Source organism: Tractidigestivibacter montrealensis (assembly GCF_024741235.1).
Taxonomy (GTDB): Bacteria; Actinomycetota; Coriobacteriia; order Coriobacteriales; family Atopobiaceae; genus Tractidigestivibacter; species Tractidigestivibacter montrealensis.
On the sequence record NZ_JANSKA010000002.1, the window covers coordinates 329,853 to 355,927 of the forward strand.

At 64.8% G+C, this 26,075-nt stretch carries 27 protein-coding genes and 1 tRNA gene; 23 read left to right on the plus strand and 5 right to left on the minus strand.

Features of this window, described 5'->3' with window-relative positions; genetic code table 11:
- Window positions 1-3 precede the first annotated feature (3 nt).
- From NVS32_RS04565 to rpoD, 11 genes are all read left to right on the plus strand, one after another.
- A complete protein-coding gene (locus NVS32_RS04565) occupies window positions 4-351 on the plus strand; it encodes a P-II family nitrogen regulator (RefSeq protein WP_158565625.1) in 348 nt (115 codons plus the stop codon).
- Window positions 352-361: 10 nt separating this feature from the next.
- Window positions 362-1,774 (plus strand): APC family permease, encoded by a 1,413-nt coding sequence (locus NVS32_RS04570; RefSeq protein ID WP_118077931.1) that lies wholly within the window; start codon window positions 362-364, stop codon window positions 1,772-1,774.
- 538 nt (window positions 1,775-2,312) lie between these two features.
- Window positions 2,313-2,810, plus strand: coding sequence for a ribosome maturation factor RimP (rimP, locus tag NVS32_RS04575; RefSeq protein ID WP_438273323.1), 498 nt, complete (start codon window positions 2,313-2,315; stop codon window positions 2,808-2,810).
- A 12-nt stretch (window positions 2,811-2,822) separates the two neighbouring features.
- Window positions 2,823-4,088 (plus strand): transcription termination factor NusA, encoded by a 1,266-nt coding sequence (nusA, locus tag NVS32_RS04580; protein WP_118077928.1) that lies wholly within the window; start codon window positions 2,823-2,825, stop codon window positions 4,086-4,088.
- A gap of 73 nt (window positions 4,089-4,161) precedes the next feature.
- On the plus strand, window positions 4,162-6,810 hold the full coding sequence (infB, locus tag NVS32_RS04585; RefSeq protein ID WP_258498881.1) for a translation initiation factor IF-2: 2,649 nt from the start codon (window positions 4,162-4,164) through the stop codon (window positions 6,808-6,810).
- A 10-nt stretch (window positions 6,811-6,820) separates the two neighbouring features.
- On the plus strand, window positions 6,821-7,252 hold the full coding sequence (gene rbfA / locus NVS32_RS04590; RefSeq protein WP_118077924.1) for a 30S ribosome-binding factor RbfA: 432 nt from the start codon (window positions 6,821-6,823) through the stop codon (window positions 7,250-7,252).
- Between the two features lie 11 nt (window positions 7,253-7,263).
- A complete protein-coding gene (locus NVS32_RS04595; RefSeq protein WP_258498882.1) occupies window positions 7,264-8,319 on the plus strand; it encodes a DHH family phosphoesterase in 1,056 nt (351 codons plus the stop codon).
- A complete protein-coding gene (truB, locus tag NVS32_RS04600; protein WP_258498883.1) occupies window positions 8,316-9,275 on the plus strand; it encodes a tRNA pseudouridine(55) synthase TruB in 960 nt (319 codons plus the stop codon). The genes NVS32_RS04595 and truB overlap by 4 nt, the downstream gene beginning before the upstream one ends.
- Window positions 9,272-10,360: a riboflavin biosynthesis protein RibF gene (ribF, locus tag NVS32_RS04605; RefSeq protein ID WP_258498884.1), complete on the plus strand. Its 1,089-nt coding sequence runs from the start codon at window positions 9,272-9,274 to the stop codon at window positions 10,358-10,360. Before truB ends, ribF begins: the two co-directional genes overlap by 4 nt.
- On the plus strand, window positions 10,354-12,339 hold the full coding sequence (gene dnaG, locus NVS32_RS04610) for a DNA primase (protein WP_258498885.1): 1,986 nt from the start codon (window positions 10,354-10,356) through the stop codon (window positions 12,337-12,339). The genes ribF and dnaG overlap by 7 nt, the downstream gene beginning before the upstream one ends.
- A 43-nt stretch (window positions 12,340-12,382) precedes the next feature.
- On the plus strand, window positions 12,383-13,771 hold the full coding sequence (rpoD, locus tag NVS32_RS04615) for an RNA polymerase sigma factor RpoD (protein WP_258498886.1): 1,389 nt from the start codon (window positions 12,383-12,385) through the stop codon (window positions 13,769-13,771).
- Window positions 13,772-13,976: 205 nt separating this feature from the next.
- Here the strand turns inward: rpoD and yaaA are convergent, their stop codons facing one another.
- Window positions 13,977-14,753, minus strand: a complete 777-nt coding sequence (gene yaaA / locus NVS32_RS04620; protein WP_258498887.1) for a peroxide stress protein YaaA — start codon at window positions 14,751-14,753, stop codon at window positions 13,977-13,979.
- 300 nt (window positions 14,754-15,053) lie between these two features.
- Here yaaA and NVS32_RS04625 point away from each other — a divergent pair, with 300 nt between their 5' ends.
- The 4 genes from NVS32_RS04625 (at window position 15,054) to NVS32_RS04640 (ending at window position 16,886) form a co-directional block, all read left to right on the plus strand.
- Window positions 15,054-15,521 carry a pyridoxamine 5'-phosphate oxidase family protein gene (locus tag NVS32_RS04625; RefSeq protein ID WP_258498888.1) on the plus strand — a complete coding sequence of 156 codons (468 nt, stop codon included), beginning with the start codon at window positions 15,054-15,056 and terminating at the stop codon, window positions 15,519-15,521.
- 76 nt (window positions 15,522-15,597) lie between these two features.
- Window positions 15,598-16,089, plus strand: coding sequence for a DUF554 family protein (locus tag NVS32_RS11000; protein ID WP_258498889.1), 492 nt, complete (start codon window positions 15,598-15,600; stop codon window positions 16,087-16,089).
- Window positions 16,090-16,360: 271 nt separating this feature from the next.
- On the plus strand, window positions 16,361-16,681 hold the full coding sequence (locus tag NVS32_RS04635) for a biotin--[acetyl-CoA-carboxylase] ligase (protein WP_258498890.1): 321 nt from the start codon (window positions 16,361-16,363) through the stop codon (window positions 16,679-16,681).
- Window positions 16,653-16,886: a hypothetical protein gene (locus NVS32_RS04640; RefSeq protein ID WP_258498891.1), complete on the plus strand. Its 234-nt coding sequence runs from the start codon at window positions 16,653-16,655 to the stop codon at window positions 16,884-16,886. Before NVS32_RS04635 ends, NVS32_RS04640 begins: the two co-directional genes overlap by 29 nt.
- Before the next feature lie 210 nt (window positions 16,887-17,096).
- Here the strand turns inward: NVS32_RS04640 and NVS32_RS04645 are convergent, their stop codons facing one another.
- A complete protein-coding gene (locus tag NVS32_RS04645) occupies window positions 17,097-17,993 on the minus strand; it encodes a LysR family transcriptional regulator (protein ID WP_258498912.1) in 897 nt (298 codons plus the stop codon).
- A gap of 158 nt (window positions 17,994-18,151) precedes the next feature.
- On the opposite strand from NVS32_RS04645, the gene NVS32_RS04650 reads away from it, so the two are divergent.
- From NVS32_RS04650 to NVS32_RS04665, 4 genes are all read left to right on the plus strand, one after another.
- Complete coding sequence (locus NVS32_RS04650; protein WP_258498892.1) at window positions 18,152-18,682, plus strand: AzlC family ABC transporter permease; 531 nt, start codon at window positions 18,152-18,154, stop codon at window positions 18,680-18,682.
- A complete protein-coding gene (locus NVS32_RS04655; protein WP_258498893.1) occupies window positions 18,670-18,948 on the plus strand; it encodes a hypothetical protein in 279 nt (92 codons plus the stop codon). The genes NVS32_RS04650 and NVS32_RS04655 overlap by 13 nt, the downstream gene beginning before the upstream one ends.
- 51 nt (window positions 18,949-18,999) lie before the next feature.
- Window positions 19,000-19,245 carry an AzlD domain-containing protein gene (locus tag NVS32_RS04660; RefSeq protein ID WP_258498894.1) on the plus strand — a complete coding sequence of 82 codons (246 nt, stop codon included), beginning with the start codon at window positions 19,000-19,002 and terminating at the stop codon, window positions 19,243-19,245.
- 330 nt (window positions 19,246-19,575) lie between these two features.
- Window positions 19,576-20,787, plus strand: coding sequence for an MFS transporter (locus NVS32_RS04665; RefSeq protein WP_258498895.1), 1,212 nt, complete (start codon window positions 19,576-19,578; stop codon window positions 20,785-20,787).
- A gap of 161 nt (window positions 20,788-20,948) precedes the next feature.
- Here NVS32_RS04665 and NVS32_RS04670 read toward each other — a convergent pair whose 3' ends face one another.
- From NVS32_RS04670 to NVS32_RS04680, 3 genes are all read right to left on the minus strand, one after another.
- Entirely contained in the window at window positions 20,949-21,494 is a 546-nt protein-coding gene (locus NVS32_RS04670; protein ID WP_258498896.1) for a GNAT family N-acetyltransferase, read from the minus strand.
- A gap of 177 nt (window positions 21,495-21,671) precedes the next feature.
- Window positions 21,672-21,748 (minus strand) — tRNA-Pro (locus NVS32_RS04675).
- 578 nt (window positions 21,749-22,326) lie between these two features.
- Entirely contained in the window at window positions 22,327-22,878 is a 552-nt protein-coding gene (locus tag NVS32_RS04680) for a restriction endonuclease subunit S (RefSeq protein ID WP_258498897.1), read from the minus strand.
- A 23-nt stretch (window positions 22,879-22,901) separates the two neighbouring features.
- Here NVS32_RS04680 and NVS32_RS04685 point away from each other — a divergent pair, with 23 nt between their 5' ends.
- The 4 genes from NVS32_RS04685 (at window position 22,902) to istB (ending at window position 26,001) form a co-directional block, all read left to right on the plus strand.
- Window positions 22,902-23,111, plus strand: coding sequence for a hypothetical protein (locus NVS32_RS04685; RefSeq protein WP_258498898.1), 210 nt, complete (start codon window positions 22,902-22,904; stop codon window positions 23,109-23,111).
- A 14-nt stretch (window positions 23,112-23,125) separates the two neighbouring features.
- Window positions 23,126-23,602 (plus strand): GIY-YIG nuclease family protein, encoded by a 477-nt coding sequence (locus NVS32_RS04690; protein ID WP_258498899.1) that lies wholly within the window; start codon window positions 23,126-23,128, stop codon window positions 23,600-23,602.
- Between the two features lie 184 nt (window positions 23,603-23,786).
- Window positions 23,787-25,250, plus strand: a complete 1,464-nt coding sequence (istA, locus tag NVS32_RS04695; RefSeq protein WP_258498900.1) for an IS21 family transposase — start codon at window positions 23,787-23,789, stop codon at window positions 25,248-25,250.
- A complete protein-coding gene (gene istB / locus NVS32_RS04700; RefSeq protein WP_258498901.1) occupies window positions 25,243-26,001 on the plus strand; it encodes an IS21-like element helper ATPase IstB in 759 nt (252 codons plus the stop codon). The genes istA and istB overlap by 8 nt, the downstream gene beginning before the upstream one ends.
- The last annotated feature ends 74 nt before the right edge of the window (window positions 26,002-26,075 follow it).

The window sequence follows — 26,075 nt, forward strand, 5'->3', positions numbered from 1 at the left end:
ACTATGTCCGAGATTTCAAGGATCGACATCGTGATGGGCATGGAGAAGTTCGACGGGCTTCGTCGCGCGCTGAGCAAGGCCCACGTGCGCGGCATGACCGTGACGCAGGTTTTGGGCTGTGGCGTCGAGAAGGGCACCAAGGAGTACGAGGTCGACGAGAACTACGATATGGAGCTGCTCCCCAAGACGCAGGTCTCGATCGCAGTGGAGACCGCGCGCGTGCCCGAGCTGGTAGAGCTCATCAAGAAGCAGCTCTATACCGGCCACATTGGCGACGGCAAGATCTTTGTCACCGACCTCGCGCAGGTCGTGCGCGTGCGCACGGGCGACGAGGGCACAGAGGCGCTCTAGGGGGGCAGACATGGCAGACGCATCCGAGAAGCCCCTTGGGCTCCACAACGTTGTGTCGGTCTCGATGGGGCTCATCGTCTCGATGAGCTGCCTCGTTTCCTTGGGGCAGGGCGCGGGTGAGTCTGGCCTCATGTTCATCCCCGCCATGGTGATCGCGCTGCTGCTCAACATCTGCAGCGCGGCCTGCATGGCAGAGCTCAACGCCCTTATGCCCAATGCCACGGGCGGTCTGGTGCAGTACACGCTTGCGGGCCTTGGCCCCCTGCCCACGCTCGTCACAATGGTGGGCGGATACCTCATCTGCAACATCCTCTGCGGCGGCGTTGAGGCGGCGATTTTTGGCTCGGTGATGGTCGAGACCATCCCCCTGGCGATTCCCGCGGCCGTCTACCCCACGATTGTCTCGATCATCGTCGCGGTGGCTGCGCTCAAGGGCGTCGACATCTTTGCCAAGCTCCAGGACTTCGTGTCCTACCTGCTGCTCTTCTCGATGATTGCGCTTGGCCTCATTGGCGCATTCCAGCTTGGCACCGGAGCCGTGGTGGCGCAGCCTGCAGCCGTCACCACAAACGCCGCCTCCGTTGTGAGCGCCGTGGGCGTGGCCTCATGGCTCTTTGTGGGTGCCGAGTACGCCATCCCCATCTCGAAGGACGTGCGTAACGCCAACCGGAACATCCCTCTGGGCATGATGATCAGCCTGGCGCTCATCTGCGTGATGGACACGCTCGTGGTTATCGGCTTCTGGCACTACGTGCCCTGGGGCGAGCTTGCGGAGTCCGCCTCGCCGCACCTGCTCTACGGCGAGAGCCTCCTGGGCAACGTCGGCAAGGTGTGGATGAGCGTGGTCTCGGCGCTGGCCTTCATCGGCTCGCAGAACTCCACCGTGAACGGGCTCTCCCAGATCTGCGACGGCATGACCAAGGTGAACATGATGCCCCGGTTCTTCTCGCGCAAGAACCGCTTTGGCGCGCCTGCGGCGGCCATTCTCTTTGTGACGATCTCCATCTGCCTCATTGCGTACTTCAGCGGTGACTCCTCCGATGCCATCTCGTTCCTTATCCTTGTTGTCACGGTGCTGTGGCTTGTCTCGTACATCTTTGCGGACATCGACGTGCTGGTGCTTCGTCGCCGCTTCCCCAAGGCGCCGCGTGCGTTCAAGGTGCCTGGCGGTCCCGCGATCCCCGTCATCGGCATTGCCGGCACGGTGTTCATGATTGCGAACATCTCGAGCGACCCCGCGGAGGCAGTTGCGATTTGGATTCTCGCTGGCGTGACCTTCCTGGTTCTGGGCGTCTACTCGTTCTTCTGGATCAAGTACAAGATGCGGATGCCCGTGTTCAAGCCGGTGCCCATCCCGGAGGTGCTCGCGATGGAGAACGACCTCTACTACGAGATCCGCCACCGCCGCGGCATCTGGCGGTAGGGGAGAGCTGCGGGGGTGATTGGAGTGGCACGGTGCCGCGCTGAGGAGGTGCCGCGCTGAGGAGGTGCCGCGCATTTCGAACGGTTAACCGGTCCTAACCGACGAGATTGCGCGGCATTGCGGCAATGCCGCGGCCTCCGAACGGTTAACGCCCCCTAAACGTTCGGAAAATTCCTAAATGGCGAAATCTCACGGCATTGCTTCTCCGAAGGTGAAGGGGGCTGGCCACTGGTGCAAGCGGGCTGGCCGAGTGCGGGAGGTGGGCCGAGAAGCCCGCTGCCCACGCATGCGCCGCGGCCTCTGCGTCACCGTAAGTCGCGGCGTCCTGCTCCTTCCGCTGCCCACGCATGCGCCGCGGCCTCCGCATCACCCATGGCGTCCTTGTGATGCCGTTCGACCTGCTCCTTGACCGCCTGCCGAGAAGTCCCTATACTTAGCCTGCAATGCAGTAGTGATTCGTAGGAAGTGGGGTGGAGTTTCTCGCCCCGCTTCCTTTCTGTATGTACCTGTGATGTGTGAGGGAGGGGACATGCCCGCAGTGCCAGAGCACGACACGCGCCAGCGCATCCTTGACGCACTCGAGGCGGCAGCGCCCGAGCATGGCATCGACATCGTCGACGTCGAGGTCGTGGGCTCGAAGAAGAACCCGTGCGTCCGCGTGCGCATCGACCACGCAGACGAGGAGGCCGGGCCCATCTCGCTTGACGAGGTGGCCACGCAGACCGAGTGGGTCTCTGCCGCGATTGACGAGCTCGATCCCATCGAGGGGTCGTTTACGCTCGAGGTCTCGTCGCCGGGCCTCTCGCGTCCGCTCCGCCGCCCGCATGACTTCGAGCGCTTCGCGGGCGAGGACGTCTCGCTTGGAACCACGGCAACCGAGGGCCGTCGCCACTTCACCGGCTGCCTCGAGGGCCTGGACGGCCAGAACGTGGTTCTCACTGTAGACGGCGAGCGCGTGAGCATCCCCCTCGACCAGGTCAAGAGCTGCAAGATTAAGCCAAACTTCGATTCCCCGTCCAACGGGGCCAAGAGCTAGAAAGGAATTCGCATGGCATCAGAGATGATGGAAGCGCTGATGGCGCTCTGCCAGGAGAAGCACATCGACGAGCTGTACCTGCTCGACCGCCTGGAGCAGTCGCTCGCCAAGAGCTACGCCGACATCCTTCACCTTCCCTTTGGCGCGCGCGTCACCATCGACCACGCTACCGGCAAGGTCTACGTCTACGAGCTCATCCCCAAGGAGGAGTCCTACGACGAGGAGACCGGCGAGTACCTCGACTTTGACGAGAAGGACGTCACCCCGCCCGACACCTCCCGCATCGCAGCGCAGCACGCCAAGGCCGAGATCCGCGCCATCGTGCGCAACGCCGCCCGTCTCCAGATCTACGAGGAGTTCTCGCAGCGCATTGGTGACATCATCACCGGCACGGTGCTCCAGACCACGCCCGACTTCACGATCATCAAGATCCGCGAGGGCGTCGAGGCCGAGCTTCCCCACTTCGACCAGCGCCGCTATCCCGATGAGCGCAACGAGCGTCCCGTGGGCGAGCACTACGCGCACAACCAGCGCCTGAAGGCCATCATTATCGACGTGCGCGACCCCAACAACGACCAGCCCACCGTCCGCGGCGAGCGCCAGCGTCCGCCCATCGTGGTCTCCCGCACCCACCCCGACCTCATCCGCAGGCTCTTCGAGCTTGAGGTCCCCGAGGTCTACGACGGCGTCGTCGAGATTCGCTCCATTGCCCGCGAGCCCGGCATCCGCTCCAAGGTTGCCGTCTCGTCCAAGGACGACCACCTCGACCCCGTGGGCGCCTGCGTTGGCCCCAAGGGCAGCCGCGTGCGCACCGTTGTCTCCGAGCTGCGCGGCGAGCGCGTCGACGTGGTGCCCTGGTCCGACGACCCGGCGCGCTGCGTTGCCAACGCCCTCTCGCCGGCGCGCGTGTCTCGCGTTGTCCTTGGCCCCGAGGATGGCCCCGAGGACGGTTACGCCACGGTGATCGTGCCCGACGACCAGCTGTCGCTGGCCATTGGCAAGGAGGGCCAGAACGCCCGCCTGGCTGCCCACCTTACCGGCATGCACATCGACATCAAGAACGAGTCGCTTGCCGCCGGCGTCCTGCGCGACCTGCCCCATGCCGCCGAGGCACCCGAGAGCAAGGCCGAGGAAGACGGCGAGCAGCACCGCTGCGAGTACGTGGGCGAGAACGGCATCCAGTGCCGCAACATGGCCCGTCCGGGCTCGCGTTACTGCGGCATTCACGAGAAGCTCATGGATGCCGAGGTCTCGGACGACCCCGATTCTCTGATCTAGCGTCCCCAAGCGGACTTTTGATTGCAGGCACTACCCGGGCGGCACGGCCGCCCGTGAATGAAAGGTTGGTCACATGGCCAAGACTCGCGTACACGACCTTGCCAAGGAGTACGGGATGACGAGCAAGGAGATGCTCGACCATCTCCGCGACATGAAGATTCCCGCCAAGTCTGCCTCCTCGACGCTCGAGGACGCCTACGTCTCCATCGTGCGCAAGAAGCTCAAGCCCATCCTTGAGGACCGCGCCGCCCAGATCGAGGCAGCCAAGAAGGCCGAGGAGGAGGCCGCCGCCGAGGCCAAGAAGGCCGAGGAGGAGGCCGCAGAGAAGGAGCGCATCGCCGCCGAGAAGCGCCGCGAGCGCGAGCGCGCCGAGGAGGAGAAGAAGCGCGCCGCCGCCGAGGCCGCCAGGAAGCGCGCCGAGGAGGAGAAGAAGCGCGCCGCCGAGAAGGCCGCCAAGGAGCGCGCCGAGGAGGCCGAGCGCAACCGCGTCCACGACAACGCTCCCAAGTCGATGCCCACCTTCACCTCGCTGCTCGATCAGATTGCTCAGCAGGAGCAGGTGCTCAAGCAGCAGGCGGAGGAGGCCGCGCAGAAGAAGGCCGAGGGTAAGGGCCGCCGCGAGCGCCGTGGCGAGTCCGAGCACGCGCACAGCGAGCGCAAGAGCTACTCCGCCCCGTCCCGCATGGAGCAGGACGGCGGCGCCGAGCAGGGCGAGGGCCGTCCCGGTCGCAAGGGCCGCAAGGGCAACCGTCGCGGCGACGAGGGCGAGGACCGCTACAGCCGCATGGCTCGCGAGGCCGAGGCATACAACCGCAGCCGCGTTCTCGACGAGGCTCGCGAGGCCGTCGAGGAGGCATCGCGCGAGTCCACCGGTAGGCGTCGCCGCCGCAAGGAGCGCCGCCAGAAGCAGGCCGAGGAGGCCGCGGAGGAGAAGCGCATAGAGGTGGCCATAGCCAACGACCAGGACCTCTCGCAGCTCGACACCGTGAAGGTCCCGCAGGGCGCCACGGTCGCGCAGCTTGCCGAGCTCCTTGGCGTGCCGGCTAACGACATCATCAAGCGCCTCTTCCTGCTGGGTAACCCTCTCACGCTCACCGAGTCCATGTCCGACGACCTCATCGAGCTTGTTGCCGATGACCTTGGTCGCGACGTCAAGGTCATGACTAAGGAGGAGGAGAACTCCTTCACCTTCTACGACGACCCCAAGGACCTGAAGCCCCGTCCGCCCGTGGTCACCGTCATGGGCCACGTCGACCACGGCAAGACGTCGCTGCTTGACGCCATCCGCCACACCGGCGTTGCCGAGGGCGAGGCCGGCGGCATCACGCAGGCCATTGGCGCCTCGCAGGTCAAGATCAACGGCCGCACCATCACCTTCATCGACACCCCTGGCCACGAGACCTTCACGGCCATGCGTGCCCGTGGTGCCAAGGTGACCGACATCGTCATCCTCATCGTTGCCGCAGACGATGGCGTCATGCCCCAGACGGTCGAGTCCATCAACCACGCAAAGGCCGCCGGCGTGCCCATCATCGTGGCCGTTAATAAGATCGACAAGCCCGGAGCTGACCCCACCCGCGTGCGCCAGGAGCTCACCGAGTACGGCATCATCCCCGAGGAGTGGGGCGGACAGAACATGTTCGTTGACATCTCGGCCAAGAAGCACATCGGCATCGACAACCTGCTCGAGGCCGTGCTTCTCGAGGCCGACGTCCTCGAGCTCAAGGCCAACCCCGACACCTTTGCCTCCGGCAACGTCCTCGAGGCCAAGCTCGACCGCGGCCGCGGCTCTGTGGCTACGGTGCTCGTGACGCGCGGTACGCTCCACGTGGGCGACGCCGTGGTTGCCGGCATGGCCTACGGTCGCGTGCGCGCCATGCTCGACCCCAAGGGCAACCCCGTCGAGGATGCCGGTCCCTCCGACCCGGTCGAGATCCTGGGCCTCCAGAGCGTCCCCATGGCGGGCGACGAGTTCCGCGTCTTCCAGGACGACCGTGACGCCCGTGACCTTGCCGACCAGCGTGCCCTCAAGGCTCGCATCGAGGAGCAGAACCGCGTGAAGCACGTCACGCTCGAGAACCTCTTCGCCACCATGGCCGACGCGGACGTCAAGGAGCTCAACCTCATCATCAAGGCCGACGTTCAGGGCTCCATCGAGGCGCTTCAGGACTCGCTCGACAAGATGGACCAGTCCGAGGTCCGCATCAACACGATCCACGCCGCCGTTGGCGCCATCACCGAGACCGACGTCACGCTCGCCGATGCCTCCAACGCCATCATCATTGGCTTTGGCGTGCGTCCCGACGCCAAGGCGCGCGTCGCTGCCGAGCGCGAGGGCGTCGAGATCCGTACCTACAGCGTCATCTACAAGGCCATCGAGGACATCGACGCCGCCCGCATCGGCATGCTCAAGCCCACCGAGGAGGAGTTCCAGACCGGCATCGCCGAGGTCCGTGACACCTTCAAGGTGCCCAAGGTTGGCATCGCCGCAGGCTGCATGATCTCCGAGGGCGAGGTCTCCCGCGACGACCAGGTGCGCCTCGTGCGCGACGGCATTGTGGTCTACGAGGGCAAGATCGCCTCGCTCAGGCGCTACAAGGATGACGTCAAGAGCGTCAAGGCCGGCTTCGAGTGCGGCATTGGCCTGGAGAACTTCCAGGACATCCACCCCGGCGACCAGATCGAGGCGTACCGCGTCGAAGAGGTCGCGCGAACGGAGTAGGGAGGCACACGTGAAGCAGAACCAGCACTCGCGCCGCACCAACGAGATCGCGCGCGAGAAGCTTGCCACCATCATGCTCTTCGAGGTCTCCGACCCAGACCTCCAGCTCGTGACCGTCACGGGCGTGGAGGTCTCGGTCGACAAGTCCTTCATGCGCGCCTACGTGAGCTGCGATGCCTCTCGCTATGACGAGGTCTCCGCTGCCCTCGAGCGCGCCAAGGGGCGCATCCGCTCGCTTCTCGGCCACGCCCTTGGCTGGCGCGTGACGCCCGAGCTTGCGTTCCAAATTGACACCACCACCGACGAGGCCGAGCGCATCTCTCGTGCGCTCGAGAACGTCCCGCCAACGCTTGGTGTCGAGAAGGACGAGAACGGCTATCCCATCGCGGCGGACGCCGAGGACGGCGCTACCAATGCCGCCGAGGGCGATGAGGGCGAGTAGGGAAGAGCTTGATGAGGGTTTCCGAATACATGGAACAGGCGGAGCTCTTCAAGGGCGTGGTCGCGCTGATCGAGGATGCCAACACCATCGCGATCTGCGCGCACACCTCGCCCGATGGCGACGCCATTGGCTCCGGCCTTGCTCTGGCCGAGGTCATTCGCACCGCGTGGCCGGGCAAGCGCGTGACCAACCTCCTGGCCGACAAGGACCCCGTCCCCAGGATCTACCGCTTCCTGCCGGGGTCCGACACCTTCGTGCACGCGGCGGACTACGACGTGACGCCGGACCTCTTCATCTGCGTTGACCTCTCGCAGATGTCGCGCCTGGCTGACGCCGAGAAGTTCTGCGCCCGCGCGCACCACGTGGCCGTCCTCGACCACCACCCCTCGGGCGAGCGCTTCTGGGAGGCGGGCGTGGTTCGCCCCGACGCCGCTGCCACGGGCGTCATCATCTCCGAGTTCTGCCTGCATTCCTCGCGCGTCCTCACGCCCACCATTGCGCAGAACCTCCTCTGCGCCATTGTGACCGACACGGGCCGCTTCCAGTACCAAAACGCCGACAGCGAGGCATTCGAGACGGCAAGCATGCTGGTTGAGGCCGGCGCCTCGCCCGCGGAGGTCGCGCTCAACGTGTACCAGTCCGACCGCCTGGCCTACGTGCACCTTGCTGCCCGCGTCCTTGCGCGCATCCAGACCTTTGCCGAGGGCCGCATTGCCTACAGTTTTGCTACGGCGGAGGACATTGCCCAGGCAGGCGTCACGCTCGACGAGCTTGACGGCCTCATTGACCTGGTGCGCTGCATCGAGGGCACCAAGCTTGCGTTCTTCCTGAAGGAGGTCGACGGCGGCAAGGTCCGAGGCAACCTTCGCTCCAAGTGTGATCTGGACGTCTCGGGCATCGCGCGCGAGATGGGCGGCGGCGGTCACCGTGCCGCAGCGGGGTTCACCGCCACAGGCACTGTGGACGAGGTTCGCGCAATCGTGCTTCCCAAGCTCTGCGCGCTTTTCGATGGCGACGCCGCGTTCTCTTCCGCCCCGAAGGCAGACGTGCGAGGTGCGTCACGGTGAGGCGCGGCGGGTCGGGCTATAACGCCCTCCTCGGCATCGACAAGTCCTGCGGAATGACGAGCCACGACGTGGTGAACCACGTGCGGCGCGCCCTGGGGGAGCGCCGCGTGGGACACGCCGGCACGCTTGACCCCGCCGCCTCGGGCGTCATGGTGGTTGGCGTGGGGCAGGGCACGCGCCTCATGGGGCTTCTCACCGCCGAGCGCAAGCGCTACACGGCAGGCATCATCTTTGGCTGCGAGACCGACACGGACGACGCCGACGGTGCGCCCACGGTTGCCGCCGAGGTCCCCGAGCGCCTGTCCAGCGAGGACGTTGCACGCGATATTCTCGCCAGCTTTGTGGGCGAGCAGGACCAGGTGCCGCCTGCATACTCCGCCATCTCTGTTGGTGGGCAGCGGTCCTATGCGCTTGCGCGCGAGGGCAAGGCGCCCGAGCTGGCGGCCAGGCGCATCACGGTCTTCTCTGCAGAGCTTGTCGAAATAGCCTCGGTGGAGGGGCAGCTCAGCTGGGTCGTCGACTTTGACGTCTCTAAGGGCACCTACATCCGGAGCCTGGCACGCGACATCGGGCGCGCCGCTGGGTCCGCCGCGCACCTTGTTGGCCTGCGGCGCACACAATCCGGCTCGGTGGGACTTGACGCCTGCCTGGCCCTCTCTGCCGTCGACGCGGCGCAGGACCCTGCGGAGGTGCTCGCCCACGCGCTTGACCCCGTTGCGGCCCTTGGTGCTCCGGTCCGTCAGCTGAGCGCATCCGAGGCGGCAGACGCCGCCTGCGGAAAGGTCGTGGCGGCGGGGACGGTGCGCTTGGCAGACGGCACGGAGCGCGCCCCGCTGCCCGGCGAGCGTGTTGCCATGGTCTTTGACCAGCGTCTTGTTGGCGTGTGGAGCTGTGGCAGGCGTGACCTTGCCTGCGAGGTCAACTTCCCTGCCGGAATCACGGGAGTGCGGGCATGACGGGCGAGCCCTTCTCCTGCGCACCCGCCTGGCACGAGCCCACCTGGCCGCTCTCGCACGCGGAGGCACGCCGACTGGCTGCGGCCTCGACGCTCTCGGGAGTGTCGCTTGGCGCCTCCGTGCGCCTGCCCGGAGCCACGGCCTACCTTGCGCCTGGCGTTGCGCTTGGCCCCAGCGAGCGCTTTGTCTGTGTAATCGGCGCCTTTGATGGCCTGCATGCGGGACACCGCGCCCTCATCACCCAGGCCGCCGCAGACGCCCATGCGCGGAACCTGCCGCTTGCCCTGCTGACCTTTGACCCCGACCCCTCGGAGGTCCTCTCCACGCGCCCACCCGAGCGTCTGCTCTCTGATGCGGACCGCGTGCGTTCGCTGGCTCTCGCCGGCGCGGACGCCGTCCTCGTGCACCGCTTCACGCCTGAGCTTGCGGCGCTCCCGTACGACCGCTACGTCACCGAGGTCCTGGGAGGCATTCTCTCGCCCGCGGCCATCCACGTGGGCGAGGACTTCCGCTTTGGCGTCGGCGGCGCGGGCACGGTCGCGGCCATGTCTGCCCTGGGCGAGAAGCGCGACTTCGACGTCTTTGGCCACGCGCTCGCAACCGCGGAGGGGAGTCCCGTCTCGGCCACGCGCGTGCGCGGTCTTCTCGCCGAGGGCAAGGTCGAGAAGGCCGCCCAGCTCCTGCTTCGCCACCATTTCCTGGGCGGGCGCATCGTCCATGGCCGTGGCGAGGGCACCTCGTTTGGCTTTCCCACGGCCAACGTCGAGCTGGACGGGCGCGACTGCCTTCCTGCCAACGGCGTCTACGCCTGCCTCGCCATCATTGACGGGCGCGCCTGGCCCGCGGCGGTCAACGTTGGTGCGCCGCCCTCCTTTGACGTGGCGGCCCTCCCCATGCTCGAGGCAAACCTCGTGGGCTTCTCGGGCGACGTCTACGGCGAGGACGCGCGCGTGGTGTTCCTGCGCCACCTTCGTGCCTCTCGTCGATTCGACTCGCTTGCCGAGCTGGAATCCACCGTGTTGGGGAACATCCAATGGGTACGTGAGAATGTCGGGGAGGAGTGCGTGGGGGTGGTCGCGTGTTAAGCGACGAGGACAAGGAGCGGGTTCGCCAAGCCACCGACATCGTGCAGCTGGTGGGCGAGACGGTCGAGCTGCGCCAGCGCGGCCGTGAGTTCTGGGGATGTTGCCCCTTCCACCACGAGAAGACCCCCTCGTTCAAGGTGGACCCGGCAACGGGTCTCTGGCACTGCTTTGGCGCGTGCAGCGAGGGCGGCGACGTCTTCAAGTACGTGATGAAGCGCGAGAATCTCTCGTTTCCGGACTCCATCCGCTACCTGGCAGACCGTGCGGGCATCGAGCTTTCCGAGGACAAGAGCGCCTCTCGCGGCCCGCGCAAGAACCGCCTCATAGAGGCCCTCACGCTGGCGGACGACTACTACCACACCATGCTCATGCGTGGCCGAGGCGATGGCCCGGCCGCCGCGCGCGCCTACCTGGCGGGGCGCGGCTTTGGCTCGGACGTGTGTCGCCGCTGGCACCTGGGCTACGCGCCCGGGCGCGGCTCGCTCGTCTCGTACCTGCGCGGGAAGGGCTATAGCCCCAAGGAGCTCATCGCCGCCAACCTGGCCGTGGAGCGCTCGGGGCGCCTTGCCGACTGGTTCTACGACCGGGCAATGTTTCCCATCCACGACGAGCAGGGGCGTACCATCGCCTTTGGCGGTCGCATCCTGCGCCCCGCCAACAACGCGCCCAAGTACCTCAACACGCGCGACACCACGGTCTTCAACAAGGGCAAGCACCTCTTTGCCTACGACCGCGCCAAGGAGACCATGGCGGCAACGGGCACGGCCATCGTTTGCGAGGGCTACACCGACGTCATTGCCATGCACGAGGCCGGCTTCACCAACGCCGTGGCGGCGCTGGGCACCGCCTTCCGCATCGACCACATCCGGCTCATGGAGCGCCAGCGCGTCTCTCGCATCATCTGCATGTTCGACGGCGACGAGGCCGGCCAGCGTGCGGCCGAGCGCGCCGTGCAGTTCATCGACAAGACCTCGGCCTCGATGGTCTGTGTGGTGCTGCCCAACGGCCAGGACCCCATGGAGTTCCTCTCGTCACACGACGCCCCCGCCATGCAGGCGCAGCTTGACGCCGCAGTGCCGCTCATGGACTTTGTGTTCACCAAGCGCCTGGCGGGCTACGACCTCTCCGCGCCCGGACGGCGCGTCAAGGCCTTGGACGAGATGGCCCAGCTGTTGGCGCCGCTCAAGAACTCTGTGCTGCTCGACGAGTACGCCACGCAGCTGGCGGACGCGCTTGGCATGGACGTTGCCGAGACAAAGCGCGTGATTCGCGAGAAGCCCGTTAAGGAGTCCGAGCCCGAGGCGCGGGAGCGCCGGCGCGAGGGTGCCGCCAGGACAACCGCGCCGAGCATGGCGCCCGTGGCAGCCGCGCCGTATTTAGGGGACGAGGACGACTACGCTCCCGTGCCGGATGACTACGTGCCCGCGGACGCCTATGAGGGCGGTGGCGCCCCTGTTGCCGCTTCGCCCTCGAACGGCGGGCCCTTCTCGGTCTCGCGCATGCTCTCGGGTGACGAGCGCATGCAGGTTGCCGTCGAGCGCGAGCTCCTCTCGATGCTTGCCGCCATGCCGGACGAGGTGCGTCCCTACGCCGACCGCCTGGCAGACGTGATGTGGGCGGACGGGCGCCACGAGGGGATGGCCTGGGCAATGCTCGCCACGCCGGAGGGAACCGCACCCGCAGACGTCGTGGCAGCCGCCACGGCAGTGGAGCCTGACGCGCCGCAGATCCTCTCGTCCGGACGCGTGGTCTCGAGCCCTGGCATGGACGCTCGCGAGAAGGTCGCGTTTCTCGTCGACTCGGTCGAGCTCTACTCGTGCAAGCGGCGCGTGCGCGAGATCAAGGCGCGCCTACGGCAGGCGGGGGACTCCGGAAGCGCGGGCGGGGAGGACGCGGAGGCGCTCTTCGAGCAGGCCACCGCGCTCCAGAAGCGTATTAATGCACTGACAAAGAAACTTTCTGCTGTTGTCGAGCAGTAAAAACGGGTAGCATCTTGAAGGTTACTGCGTCGAAGGGAATAACTTGGCTGCTGCAAAGAAGACGAAGGACGACATCAAGCTCTCCGACGAGCTGGGACGCGTTGTCGATGGGCTGGTGAGCGCATCTGCCAAGTCTGGCGGAAGCGTGTCCGAGGACAACATCCAGGTTGCCATCCGTGACGTCGACGTGGACGGTGACGAGCTCTCCGACCTCTACGACACGCTGCGCGCCAAGGGCGTCGAGATCACCACGTCGGGTGAGGCCGCCAACCCTGCCTTTGGCATTGGCTCCATCGATGCCGGCGACGACGATGACGACTTTACCTCTGACGATGACTTCTCTGGCGACGATGACGCTCTTGACGGCGAGGACGACGAGGAGTCCGAGGCCGCCAACGAGGCCAAGGAGATCAAGGAGGCCCTGCGCTCGGTGCCCAAGGCCAAGGTATCCAAGCCCAAGCGCTCGAGCCGCGCCCGGGCGCGCCGCCAGGACACCTCCACCGTCATGCTCACGGGTGACCCGGTGCGCATGTACCTCAAGGAGATTGGCAAGGTCGACCTGCTCACCGCCGACGAGGAGGTCCATCTGGCCATGAAGATCGAGGCCGGCACCGAGGCCTCCGAGAAGCTCGAGGCCGCCGAGAACGGCGAGATTGAGCTCACGCGTGCCGAGCAGCGCCGCCTCATGCGCATCGAGCAGGTGGGCCTCGACGCCAAGCAGCAGCTCATCTCCGCGAACCTGCGTCTGGTGGTCTCCATCGCCAAGCGCTACGTGGGTCGCGGCATGCTGTTCCTCGACCTTATCCAGGAGGGCAACCTCGGCCTCATCCGCGCGGTCGAGAAGTTCGACTACACCAAGGGCTTCAAGTTCTCCACGTACGCCACGTGGTGGATTCGCCAGGCCATCACCCGCGCCATTGCCGACCAGGCACGCACCATCCGCATCCCGGTGCACATGGTCGAGACCATCAACAAGCTCATCCGCGTGCAGCGCCAGCTGCTGCAGGACCTTGGCCGCGACCCCACCCCGGAGGAGATTGGTGCCGAGATGGGCATGTCGCCCGACCGCGTGCGCGAGATCCAGAAGATCAGTCAGGAGCCCGTCTCGCTGGAGACGCCTATCGGCGAGGAGGAGGACTCCCAGCTGGGCGACTTCATCGAGGACTCCACGGCTGTGGCGCCGCCCGAGGCTGCGAGCGACTCCATGCTCCGCGAACAGCTTGACCAGGTGCTGGACGGCCTTGCCGACCGCGAGCGCAAGGTCATCAAGTTCCGCTTTGGCCTTGAGGACGGGCACCCCCGCACGCTCGAGGAAGTTGGCCGCGAGTTTGGCGTGACGCGCGAGCGCATCCGCCAGATCGAGTCCAAGACGCTGGCCAAGCTGCGCCACCCCAGCCGCTCCGGCAGGCTCAAGGACTACATGGAGGAATAGCGCCTCTCGCGTTTGCGCTGGTAGATGTATGTACGGGCCGTCCCTTGGGCGGCCCGTTTTCTGTTTGGTGGCTGTGCGCTGTTACAGTCGCCGGAAGGTCTCTTTTGGCGACATCTGTGACAAAACTAAAGCTCCGGCGACAAATAGTCGCCGGAAGGCCCAGTTTGGCGACAAAGTCATTCAAAAGGGCCTCTCCGGCGGCATGTCACCCGCGCGCGAACGTGAGCGTCTCCGCGTCACAGCGGCTCCGGTCCAAACGGTACCCTCGTTCCGAGAACCCCTCGAGCTGCTCGACCTTTTCGACGCCCTGTTCGGCGCACCACCGTACAAACGCCCCGCGCGCGGCCTTCGCCTCGGTTGCGCGCTGGACAACGCGACCGTCAGAGGCGCGAACCTCCCCAAAAACGCAGGTCACCACAGGTGCGCCCATGCGCTGTGCCCAAGGGGCCACGGCCTTTGCGTACTCCTGCGAGGCAACGTTCACGATTACGTCCGCGCCGGCGCCGAGGATGGCGTCTAGAAGCCGCCCTCCCCAGAACTCGTAGAGGTCGCGGGACTCCCCAACGGCAAGCTTTGCCTGCATCTCCAGGCGATATGGGACTACGCCGTCAAATGGGCGCAGAACCCCGTACATCCCGGAAATGATGCGCAGGTGCGACGAGAGCCACATCAGCTCCTTCTCGGTCATGACCTGCGGGGCAAGGTGCTGGTACTGTATGCCCACATACGTGAGGACGGCGGGGGAGAGCAGCCGCGGGTCTCTCGCCATATCCTCTGGCATGGTGGCAACCCGGTCCCAGTTGGGCCGCGCGAGCGCGTCGCTGCAGCGCCAGAGGTCGCGCGCCTGCTCGTAGCCAAGCGAGCGGAGCGTCCTGGCAAGAAGCTGCGCGTCGGCGAGAAACTCCGGACGCGCTTCCGCGAAGGGCGGGCCCTCGACTACGTCCATCCGCTTCGCCGGCGATATTACGAGCATCAATGCCATGCTGCCGCCTTTCTCACATGTCAAAAACGTCCTGCACAACGAGACACCCAAGCACAAGGCGATGCATGGGCCTCTTCCGATTGTGCGAGAAATCAGACCAGCCCGATGCAGCAACCTAGACTTTTATGTAACAAAGACGGATTCGATGAGGTCGGCCGGGCGGCGAACGCGCAATCTTTACAGCGCTTCTCGGGCGCGTCGCTTCTGGGGGCTCCGCTTCCCGGGGCGCGCCGCTTCCCGCTGGGTGCCCGGGGGCAATGTCGCACGGCTTATATCACACGGCTTGCAGAGGGGTGAACCATGTTCAGACAGATGAGGCGCTTCAAGCAGCAGCTTTCCCAGGAGGAGTGCGAGCAGATCCTGCTCGCCGAGCGTCGCGGGGTCATCGCGGTTCACGGCGAGGACGGCTACCCGTATGGCGTCCCCATGGATTACCTGTATGAGCAGGGGAGGATTTACTTCCACGGCGCCAAGGAAGGTCACAAGCTCGACGCGATCAAGGCTGACAATCGCGTGTCGTTCACTGTTGTCGACCAGGGCGTGCAGGTCGAGGGCAAGCAGGGTCCCGACGTGAGGAGTGTCATCGTCTTTGGGCGCGTCACGCTTATGGAGACGACCTCGGAGGCCCTCGAGATTGCCTGCCGCCTAGGTGAGAAGTACGACCCCGCGGACTTTGTTGCCGACGAGCTTGTCCGCACCGAGAAGCGCCTGCAGATGCTCGAGCTTGTCGTGGACCACATGACCGGCAAGCGCGTGAACGAGTCGTAGGCGAGCCTTTCTCGCACGTCGCGCGGGTGCACGAGTGCACGGCTGAACGGCAGGGCAAAGCAAGCAGGGAGTGAACGTGGTACTAGCTGGAGCCCTCATTAACGGTCTCGAGGCAGCGGTTGGAGGTATTCTCGGCCTTCTCTTCAAGAGGCGAGTCTCCGAGCGCCTTGGGGACTTTCTCCTCAAGGGACGGGGGCTCGCCGTGGTTCTGGTGGCCGTCCAGGGCATGATGCGCGGCGGCAACGTTGCCATTGTCACGCTGTCGCTGGCGCTTGGCTCTGTGATTGGCCTGGGGATCGACATCGACGCGCGGATCCGCTCGTTGGGCGACTGGGCCCAGCGGCGCCTCAACCAGGCGTTTGCTGGTTCAAAACGTCTGGGAAACCTGGTGGGGTCGTTTCTCACCGACCCCGTGGTCACCGAGGTCGCCATCACCGGCTCCACGCTGCTGCTCGCCGTTGGCACAAACCTTCTCGGCGTGACCGACATCAGGGTGGCCAACCTCATCCCCGCGGCGTTTGCCCCCATTCTTCTGGTTCCCGTTGCGACGGCGCTTGGCCTGATGTAGCAGCCGGGGCGACCGCGGGAGCGCCGGGTGCTCGGGTGCTTGTTACCGGCCCGGCTTGTGCCCGAGGTTCCAACAGGGCAAACGCCGCAGCACCGCACCGCCCCAGTAACAACAGGCCTCTCTCATGGGGACGCCCCTCATGCCCTGTTACCGGCCCGGCTGTTGCATGATGGACGCAAGGGATGCCGATAAACTCTGTGCCAAAGGCCGTTCGAGAAAATCAAGGCCCCCCGGTTGAACCACAGGGCCCGGAGCGAGAAAGGACAAGCGCATGGCGAGAGAAACGATGCTTCCGCAGGTCACGGTTGTCGACGTAACCGAGTCGACCAACGACGACGCCAGGCGCCTTGGCCGCGAGGGGGCGCCGCATGGCTCGGCCGTCGCCGCGCGCAGGCAGACCCTGGGCCGTGGGCGCCGTGGTCACGTGTGGGTCTCGCCAAAGGGCGGCCTTTACTTCTCTGCGCTCGTGTGCCCGCAGGCCCCGCGCGCGTACTTCTCGGCAATTCCTGCGGCATGCGGGCTGGGCGTCCTGGACGCATGCCGTGCGCTTGGCGCCCGGGGTGTTGCCCACGCACAAGCGCCTGCCCGATAGGTTCCAGAGGGCCGAGTTCCTGCTCGACCACGGCTTTGTGGACATGGTCGTCGCACGCGCCGAGCTGCCGTCGACTCTGGCCTACCTGCTCTTTCTTCACGACCGTGCGGCGCTTGGCTGCACGCTCGTCTCGATGCACTACCAGGTGGACGGCGCCCGCCGCGTCGAGGTCTACGAGGGCGAGTTTGGGCGTTTCCCCAGATAACGGCAACGACTCCTCGTCGTGCCGGTAACAACAGAACTGAAGCGGCAGCGTGTTGTTACCGGCACGTGGCGTCTCGCTAGACCTTATCTGCGAAAACGCTCGCGAGCAATGTCGGGCCGGTAACAACGGCCGGTAACAACGAGAACGTGCACGGGCGTGCGAGCACGCGCGTCAGGCAGCGTACGAGCAGCCCCATCCCAGTCTGCAGCGCTACCCCAGCTCGCGGATGAGGTACTCCGCAAAGCGCCGCGCCGCCAACGGCAGCGTGGCCGAGTTTCTCCACCCCAGCGTGATCGTGCGCCTGGGCTCCTCGCGTATGGGCCGCACTACCACGCCGGACTCAAACCCCACGAGCATCATCTCGTAGAGGATCGTGACGCCCAGCCCCTGCCGCACCATGGCGAGAATCGAGTAGTCGTCCGTGACCTCGTAGCACACGTGAGGCGAGAGACCCGCCTGCTCGAAGGCGTGCAGCGTCACGGACTCGCGCCCCTCGTCCAGCAGGATGAATGGCTGCGTGGCCAGGTCGGCCAGCGTGAGCTCGTCCTTCTCGGCAAGCGGGTTTTCGGGAGGCACCACGGCCATCATGCGGTCGGGGCCAAACGAGTGGGACTCCAGACCCGCGGACTCGGCGCCCGCAAGGTTGGTGAACCCCAGGTCGCACTCGCCGTTGCGCACCCACTCCGCAATCGAGGTGTACTCGCTCTGCCGCAGGTTGAAGCGCACAGAGGGGTACAGCCGCCTGAAGTCGAGCATGGGGCGGGGGAGAAGGTTCCTGCTCACGCTGGTGAAGGTGCCAATCGTGATGGTGGCACGCCCCAGGCCCTGGACCTCGCGCTGCTTCTCTGCAAGCGCCCGCTCGTCGCTTGCGATGGCCTGCAGGTAGGGCATGAACTGCTCGCCGTCCTTGGTGAGCGTGACCCCGTCGCGGCTGCGTTCCACAAGCGTGCACCCAAGTTCGCGCTCCAGCGCTTTGACCGTCTGTGAAACGGCGCTCTGGGTGTAGCCAATGCGGTTGGCTGCCTTGGTGAAGCTGCCCTCCCCGACAACGTCGACAAAGACTGCGTAGCGAGAGTAGCGTGCCTGTGCGTCCGGCTGCTGAGGTATTTGTGGCCCTTTCTATGGTGCTTCCCTGGTATCAACGAATTAGCATAGCTGCTCTAATAATAAGAATCATTCTTTTTACTAATAACTGAATCTGTTGCTTAATGTGCTCGGGACGCTTTGAGCGGAGAAGTCCAAGCAGGTTTTGGCGGGTGATTCTTATGGAGATCGCAGAGACGAGAAATGCGTTTGCGACGGGTGCGCTTGCGGATGGCGAGCGTCGAGCCCACCGTGAGATGGGGCTTCTCGCCCGCCATGGCGAGGCGCTGCGCGAGGGCATTCGCGACGGTGTGCCCATCGCGCTGGGCTACCTAGCGGTCTCGTTCTCTCTGGGTATTGCCGCTCGTAAGGTGGGTCTTGACGCTGTGCAGGCCTTCTTCGCGAGCCTCTTCAATAACGCGTCGGCGGGGGAGTACGCCGGCTTTGCCGTGATTGGCGCAGGCGGGTCGCTTCTCGAGATGGCCGTGGTGATGCTTGTGGCCAATGCCCGCTACCTGCTCATGAGCTGCTCGATGGCGCAGCGTTTCTCGCCAAAGACGCCGCTCATCCATCGTGTGCTGGTTGGTTTTGACCTCACCGACGAGCTCTTTGGCATCGCGATCGCGCGGCAGGGCGTGGCCGACCCCACTACAGCTACGGCGCCATGGTGGTGGCCCTTCCTGGCTGGGCGTTTGGTGGCATGGCCGGGGTGATTGCCGGCAGCGTGCTTCCCGAGCGCGTCGTGAGCGCGCTTTCCGTGGCGCTCTTTGGGATGTTTCTTGCAATCATCACTTCGCCGGTGCGCAAGAGCCGCGTGATTGCGGGGCTGGTGCTGGCCGGCTTTGCTACCAGCGCTTTGTTTGCATGGGCACCACTGTTCCCGGGAGTCTCCGAGGGCACGCGCACCAGCATTCTCACCGTGGCGCTCTCGGCGCTTGCGGTGCCTGCTCCAGAGGGGGACGCCTGCCGTGCAGCCTAGCATCGTTGCCTATCTTGTGGTGATGTCGGCGGTCACGCTGGGGCGAAGATCTTGCCGCTCACGCTCATCCGGCGGCCGATCACCAACCGGTTCCTGCGGTCGTTTCTCTACTACGTGCCGTACGTGACGCTTGCTGTGATGACCTTCCCGGCAATCCTCTCTGCGACGGATTCGCCGCTTGCTGGTGCGACGGCGCTGGTCGTAGGCATTGTGGCCGCGTGGCTTGGGGCGAGCCTCCCGCAGGTTGCGGCTGGATGCTGCGGCGTTGTGTTTGTGCTGGAGCTGCTGCTTGCGTAGGTGCGTCCGGGTCTGGCCCCGGCGTCAACTTCCGCAGGTGCTGCTGAGAACAAATTCGACATTTTCCCGCCCCAGGCGGCTCATTTCTGTCGAAATAGTTCTCGTCTGCACCGCGAGCGCCGCGAGCCCGGTTTGCCCGCGAGCCCGGCTCGCCCGCGTACGCCCGGCGAGCAGCGTCGCCCCGGGCTCGGCCCCCCACCTTCGAGCATATGTGGCCGTTTTGCTCAGCCCGCAGCCGACGGCTCGTCAACCCGCGCAATCCCCCATACTAGGGAATTTGCAAACGAGAAGAACAAGGGCGGCCGCAAGGCTCGAAGGGCTGGTAGTACCGTGGGTTCACGCAGCAAGATGAAGGAGAACGACGACAAGGTCACGCGCGGCCAGTGGCTGGCGCTGGCTGGTCTGGCGGTTTCGGCTTTTATCTTCAACACGTCCGAGTTCATCCCCATCGGGCTTCTCAGCGACATCGGGCAGACCTTCTCGCTCACCGAGGCCCAAACGGGCATCATGATCTCGGTGTACGCATGGGGCGTCATGCTCCTCTCGCTGCCGCTCATGGTATTCGCATCCCGCTTCGACTTCCGAAGACTCCTCCTGGGACTTGTTACCATCTTTGCGACGGGGCAGTTCCTCTCGGCTATTGCCCCCACCTACCTGCTGCTCATTTGCTCTCGACTGGTGGTCGCCACGGCGCACGCGGTCTTCTGGTCCATCGTTATGGTGGTCGCGGCCCGCGTGGTGAGCCCGCGCCACTCGTCCACGGCGATGGGCATCGTGGCCACGGGCAGCTCCATCGCGCAGATCTTTGGGATGCCGCTGGGCCGCGCGATTGGACTTGCCTTGGGGTGGCGCATGACCTTCGCCGTGGTGGGGCTGGTGGCAGTTGCCAGCTTTGCGTACCTTGCGGTTGTCTTTCCGCCGATCAGTGCCGGCGAGAGGTTCACGCTGGACAAGCTTCCCGAGCTCTTCCGCAATGGGCCGCTGGTCACGCTGTATGTGGCCATCGTGTTTCTCGCCACGGGGCAGTACGTGGCCTACAGCTACGTCGAGCCGTTCCTCTCGCAGACCGTCGCCCTGAGCGCGGAGGGCGTGACGGCGGCACTGGTTGTGATTGGCGCCGCCGGCTTGCTGGGTAGCTATCTCTTCTCGCGCTTCTACGACGGTCACAAGAAGAGCTTCATCGCAGCGTCGCTGGTGGGGGAGACGCTTGCCCTACTGGCGCTGCTGCCTGCGGCGACCTCGCTGGCCGCCACCGTTGTCGTGCTTGTGGTGTGGGGTGTGTGCGAGATGGGCTTCTGCGTGGCTCTGCAGTCGATTCTCATCCACATTACCGAGAAGGACCAGGCGTCGGTGGCGATGTCAATCTACTCTGGGCTCTTTAACCTGGGCATTGGTGCGGGGTCGGCTATTGGCGGCGCTACGGTGACGCAGCTGGGCGTGGGTGCCGTTGGTCTTGTGGGCGGCGCGATTGCCGCCGTGGGAACCGTGGTTACCGTTGGCGTGATGTTTGCGCTCATGCGGCGTGCTGGCCTGCGCGCGTAGGCGATGCGTGCGTTGTGGCACTTGCGGCGCCGTTTGGCGACGTATTTCTCGGCGCAATTACGCACGTCTGAAGGCGAGAACGACAAAAGCCCAGCAATCCACAAACCTTAATCGCAGTCGTGCGTAATTCGGCTACGAGAGGAGCGCCGGCCTAGCAAGGCTCAGCGATGCTCTCTCCACTCGCTCTCGAGGATTGACATCAGGATGTCGTCGCCGTAGCTGCCAGTCGCTGAGTCAATGACGGCGTCCCTCAATGCGCCTTCACGAACGAACCCCGCTTTCTCATACGCACGAATTGCGCGAGGATTGAAGCTGAAGACGTCAAGGGAAAGCCGGTGCAGACCGATCTCGCGGAAAGCAAAGTCGACAGTCTGCTCGATTGCCCAAGAACCGATTCCGCATCCTAGTGAACTTGTATCAAATATTGCGATACGGAAATTGGCGGAGCGGAGCTTGGAATCGATTTCGTTGATGACGGATTCGCCGATGATGCGGGACGTGGGATCGAGAAGCAGAAAGTCACGTCTGGTTTCGTCGTCGATGTTGGCGAGAAAGAACGAGACAGCCTCGTCGCAATCGTAGTGCAGAGCGCTACCCGTAAGTCGAGCAACTTCGGGATCGACCTGGTCGAAGAGCCGTGCGTAGTTTTGCGAATCCTCGGGTAGGGAAGGGCGCAGGATGTAGCCGGAGTCGTTGCGACAAATCATCTCGTGGTCTCTCGAAGTTACCGAAGTGCAGTTGCGTGGTGCATTGAAAACAAAGACCCGCCAGTTGAGCTTCTGCGAGAGGCCGGCGGGTTTACTGGAGACAAGTGTACATGACTGGCGGAGAGGCCTACCAACAGAAAAGGCCGCACGGGAAATCCCATGCGGCCTGCTCTTCTCTGGTCGGGTGGACTGGATTCGAACCAGCGACCCCTTGACCCCCAGTCAAGTGCGCTACCAAGCTGCGCCACCACCCGTTTGTGCGAACCACCGTCCGCGCAAGTAAGAACTTTAACACGGAGTCATCGAGGCTTCAACCACAAATTTCGGAAACAAGGATTTGCTCGGATACTCTGAAGAATCTGCCTGAATCAGCGAGCATCCCTTGGGAATCAATGAGAAGAACCGCGTTACGAGTAAACGATGCGCTACAGAGTTCACAATGATGAGCACGTGGGGGCCGTCTGGTTTGGCGGAGAGGCCCGCCACCTGGCCCTTGGAGCAGGGGGCTCGGCGGAGGCCCGGCGCAGGGCCTCGTACCCCTCGTCGGATACGCGGGCGTTCAGGCGGTTCGGCTTGGCGTCTCGGCTCAGCTCGGTCACCCCCCAGGGGGGCGGTATCACTTGCAGAGCAAAAGGATGGTCGAACGTCACGGCAGCGGAGACGCATCCGTTGCACTGGCTCAAGTCTGTGCCATCAGGGTGCCCCCGCAGCCAGATCGTCTACGCCGTCCGCCGTGTCCATCCTGGCCACCGTAGGTGTGCAGGATGGGCTACTTGCTGTCCCTAGAGTTCGATTAACCAAGCAGGTTGGTCATGACCAGCCCGTGTTCGGCCTACGTGCATTTGACACTCCCCTGCTTACGCTGATGAAGGGTGATGAGATTATCGAGGGAAGCAAAGAACGCGGCCACTACTTGCTGCTCTTTGCGCGATTTGGGAATCGTAACAACGAATGGCTCAATATGTTTGTTGTTAATTTGAGGAATTGTTGACGCATCCGCAATCCTAGATAGGCCGATCGTTCCGATTAGCTCGTACAGAAACTCTCCGTCAATTCCTGTGGGAGCTAAAGCCATCATGTTGGTATCCATATATGCTGACACACCAGTTATCCTGGTCTTATTAGTCATAATGGCCGCGCCTCGCTTGGCAAAGATTGTACTTCCCGACGGTATCAATGCCATGCATGATGAGTGTGCGATAGTCGTTTGTGTCGAAGTCAGCACCCTTTGAGAATGATTGAGATCATCAACTTTGATGTATGGTTGGCCGCCCTGATTAAACAGAGACGGTGCCATTCCTGATGCGATTGAGACTAGTTCTCCCAACTTACGCTGTTCCCAAGCATTAGTACAGAGGCTAGAATAACGTCGTATGTAATGCATCTTGCGTTCTATGGAGGGCGCTCATGAAGTACTCGGAACTCGTTGACTCCGGTGCCACGCCTACGGAGATCCAAGGCTTCCTCACTGACTCGGAGAGTGTCTCGGTAACGCTCAGAATGCCGCGCAGCCTTCGGGACTCTGCCAAGGAGGCTGCGAGCCTCTCCGGGATGAGCCTGGCCTCCTACGTCAAGATGTGCCTCATCGACCGCCTGTCGGGAGCCGACCGTAAATAATCGAGCTCACCACGATGACCGTCCGGCTTATAGGCAGCGATCCGGACGGAATTAGGATCTGCCACGTCGAGGGAGAGTCGCTCACGACCGTGGTCGTTCCCCGAGAGTTGCTCTCGGAGGCGAAGAGGCTACCAGACATCCCGAAGAGGGGCATCTACTACCTCCTGGACGAGGACCACGGGGTCATCGGACGCGTCTACGCAGGGCAGACCACCCAAGGGCTGGCCCGGCTGGACTCCCACAAGTCCAGGAAGGAGTTCTGGAACAAAGCTGTCATGTTCCTGGACGACGAGTCGAACATGGATAGGGACGTCCTGGACGCGCTCGAGGCGGACGCGATCGGCTACGTCCGGACGCACGGCTCTTACGAGACCGACAACCTCGAGACACCGCAGCCCTACGTGAGCCCGTACAAGGAGCAGACCGTAAAGCGCCTGCACAAGAGCATCCTCTTCCGGATGGCCGTCCTCGGCTATGTCTGTATTCGCTAACGTAGGAGTCGACGGAACGCTCAGCAGGTTTTCGACACTTCGCTCATGGGCANTGTATTCGCTAACGTAGGAGTCGACGGAACGCTCAGCAGGTTTTCGACACTTCGCTCATGGGCATGCTGACCACCCCCGCAAGGGGCAGACTTTGTCGTGCATCGGTTGCGACAAGGGAGGCCCAGAAGGAATGATCAGCATGGACAGAGTCGATTCTATACGAAAGATGTACCGCAGGGGCGAGCCCGTGGCGGCCATCGCCCGCGAGCTGGGCGTGTCGCGCGACACGGTCTACAAGTACGCGAGGATGGAGGACCTCTCGCCGGAGCCACCCAAGGCGAGGAAGAGTAGGCCCTCGAAGATGGACAGGTGGGCGCCGCTCGTGGACCAGTGGCTCACCGACGACTTCAGGGAGAACAGGAAGCAGAGGCACACGGCGCACCGGGTCTGGCGCCGGCTCGTCGACGAGTGCGGCGCCGACGTCTCCGAGCAGACCGTCAGGCGCTATGTGAGGGAGGCGAGGCTCCGCCTAGGGGGTGGCCCGGACTGCTTCCTCGACCTCGACTGGCCCGCGGGGGTCGCGCAGGTCGACTTCGGCCACGCGACGTTCGTCGTGAGGGGCACGAGGCGCGAGATGCCCTACTTCGTCGCGAGCTTCCCCTACTCCAACGTGGGGCTCGCCCAGGTGTTCCCCGGCGAGAACGCGGAGTGCGTGTGCCAGGGCCTCCGGAACGTCTTCGAGTTCGTCGGCGGCGTCCCCACCAGGGTCGTCTTCGACAACGCGACCGGGGTCGGCCGCCGCGTGTGCGACGGGGTCCGCACCACCAAGCTCTTCGAGGCCTGCAGCGCCCACTACGGGTTCGAGTACCGGTTCTGCAACCCCTACTCCGGACACGAGAAGGGGTCCGTGGAGAACAAGGTCGGGACGCAGAGGAGGAACCTCTTCGTCCCGGTCCCGCGGGTGTGGGACGTCGACGGGTACAACGAGAGACTGCTGGAGAGGTCGCGCGACATGTCGCGCAAGGAGCACTACAGGAAGGGGCGGTCCGAGCTCAAGCTGTTCGAGGACGACCTCGCGGCGATGCTGGCGCTCCCGGCGCACCCGTTCGAGTGCGTCGAGTACAGGAGGGCGCGCGCCGACAAGAAGGGCAAAGTCCGCGTCGATGGCAGGCACTGGTACTCGACGTCGCCCGAGTGCGCCGGGCGGGAGATGGTCGTCGGGCTCTGGGCGACGAGGGTCGCGGTGATGGACGGCGACGGCGCCGTCGTCGCCGAGCACGCGCGCGCCTACGGCGACGCGCCCACCGACACCACGGACCCCGCGTCCCAGCTGCCGCTGCTCGCCAACAGGCTCGGCGCCTGGCGGGAGAGCAGGGTCAGGGCCGCGCTGCCGGACGACCTGCGGGAACACATCGACGCTCTCGACCGGAGGGGGCTCGGGGAGGCCGTGAGGTGCATGCGCGACCAGTGCGCGCTGTCGGGGTGGGACGCGACCGTGCGCGCCGCGTCGGTCTCCCTGAGGGCGTCGGGCAGGATAGACCCCTCCGCGGTCGCCCTGGCCGTCTCCCGCGCCGAGACGGGCGAGGTCTCCTACGACGAGGCTGTCGACCTCGCCGAGTACGACCGTCTGACGGGGGTGGTCGCCGATGGGTAGGCCGGCGAGGTCGTCGCTCGACGGGGAGCTGGCGGCGAACGCGAGGAGGCTCTTCATATCGGGCGACGTCGTGAGGGGCTTCCTGGACGGCGCGACGGCCGCGGAGGTCCGCGCGGCCAACAGGCTCCTGTCCGCGGAGCTGGAGAGCCGCGACGTCCACAGGAGGGAGCGCCTCATGCGCAGGGCCAGGTTCCCGCAGGTCAAGTCGTTCGAGGGCTACGACTACTCGCAGGTGGCCTTCCCCGACGGCTACGGGCCGGCCGACCTCGAGTCGCTCTCCTTCCTGGACACCGCCGAGGGCTTCGTGTTCCACGGCAGGACCGGGAGGGGCAAGACCCACCTCGCGACGGCGATGGGCGTACGGGCCGTCTCGATGGGTCGCCCGGTGCGGTTCCACTCGACGGCGCGCCTGGTGATGCAGCTGGAGCGCGCCCGCGCGGACGGCAAGCTCGACGGCGCGCTGAGGGACGCCGCCAACGCCGACCTCGTGATCCTGGACGAGTTCGGCTACGTCCCGATCGACGTCGCCGGGGCGAGGCTGCTCTTCCAGGTGGTGTCGGACTGCTACGAGAGGAGAAGCCTCGTCATCACGACCAACATCGAGTTCGGGAAGTGGGGCACGGTCCTCGGCGACGACAAGCTCGCCGCGGCGATGATCGACCGCGTAGTGCACCACAGCAGGCTGGTCGAGTTCAACGGGACGAGCCACCGCATGGACCAGGCGCTCATGCTCTCTGGTAACGGAAACTAGGGGCGCGGGCATGCCCCGAGCGAAGTGTGGGAAATCGACAGAGCGAACTGTCGACTTTTACTTGACTGAATGCA

Coding starts and splice junctions, on each gene's coding strand:
- istB (WP_258498901.1), top strand. CDS start 25,243: ATGGGTAGGCCGGCGAGGTCGTCGCTCGACGGGGAGCTGGCGGCGAAC.
- NVS32_RS04565 (WP_158565625.1), top strand. CDS start 4: ATGTCCGAGATTTCAAGGATCGACATCGTGATGGGCATGGAGAAGTTC.
- NVS32_RS04635 (WP_258498890.1), top strand. CDS start 16,361: ATGGCGAGAGAAACGATGCTTCCGCAGGTCACGGTTGTCGACGTAACC.
- ribF (WP_258498884.1), top strand. CDS start 9,272: ATGACGGGCGAGCCCTTCTCCTGCGCACCCGCCTGGCACGAGCCCACC.
- NVS32_RS04680 (WP_258498897.1), bottom strand. CDS start 22,878: ATGCATTACATACGACGTTATTCTAGCCTCTGTACTAATGCTTGGGAA.
- NVS32_RS04685 (WP_258498898.1), top strand. CDS start 22,902: ATGAAGTACTCGGAACTCGTTGACTCCGGTGCCACGCCTACGGAGATC.
- NVS32_RS04650 (WP_258498892.1), top strand. CDS start 18,152: ATGGAGATCGCAGAGACGAGAAATGCGTTTGCGACGGGTGCGCTTGCG.
- NVS32_RS04625 (WP_258498888.1), top strand. CDS start 15,054: ATGTTCAGACAGATGAGGCGCTTCAAGCAGCAGCTTTCCCAGGAGGAG.
- NVS32_RS04595 (WP_258498882.1), top strand. CDS start 7,264: ATGAGGGTTTCCGAATACATGGAACAGGCGGAGCTCTTCAAGGGCGTG.
- infB (WP_258498881.1), top strand. CDS start 4,162: ATGGCCAAGACTCGCGTACACGACCTTGCCAAGGAGTACGGGATGACG.
- NVS32_RS04570 (WP_118077931.1), top strand. CDS start 362: ATGGCAGACGCATCCGAGAAGCCCCTTGGGCTCCACAACGTTGTGTCG.
- NVS32_RS04670 (WP_258498896.1), bottom strand. CDS start 21,494: ATGATTTGTCGCAACGACTCCGGCTACATCCTGCGCCCTTCCCTACCC.
- istA (WP_258498900.1), top strand. CDS start 23,787: ATGATCAGCATGGACAGAGTCGATTCTATACGAAAGATGTACCGCAGG.
- NVS32_RS04655 (WP_258498893.1), top strand. CDS start 18,670: ATGGCCGGGGTGATTGCCGGCAGCGTGCTTCCCGAGCGCGTCGTGAGC.
- yaaA (WP_258498887.1), bottom strand. CDS start 14,753: ATGGCATTGATGCTCGTAATATCGCCGGCGAAGCGGATGGACGTAGTC.
- NVS32_RS04690 (WP_258498899.1), top strand. CDS start 23,126: ATGACCGTCCGGCTTATAGGCAGCGATCCGGACGGAATTAGGATCTGC.
- nusA (WP_118077928.1), top strand. CDS start 2,823: ATGGCATCAGAGATGATGGAAGCGCTGATGGCGCTCTGCCAGGAGAAG.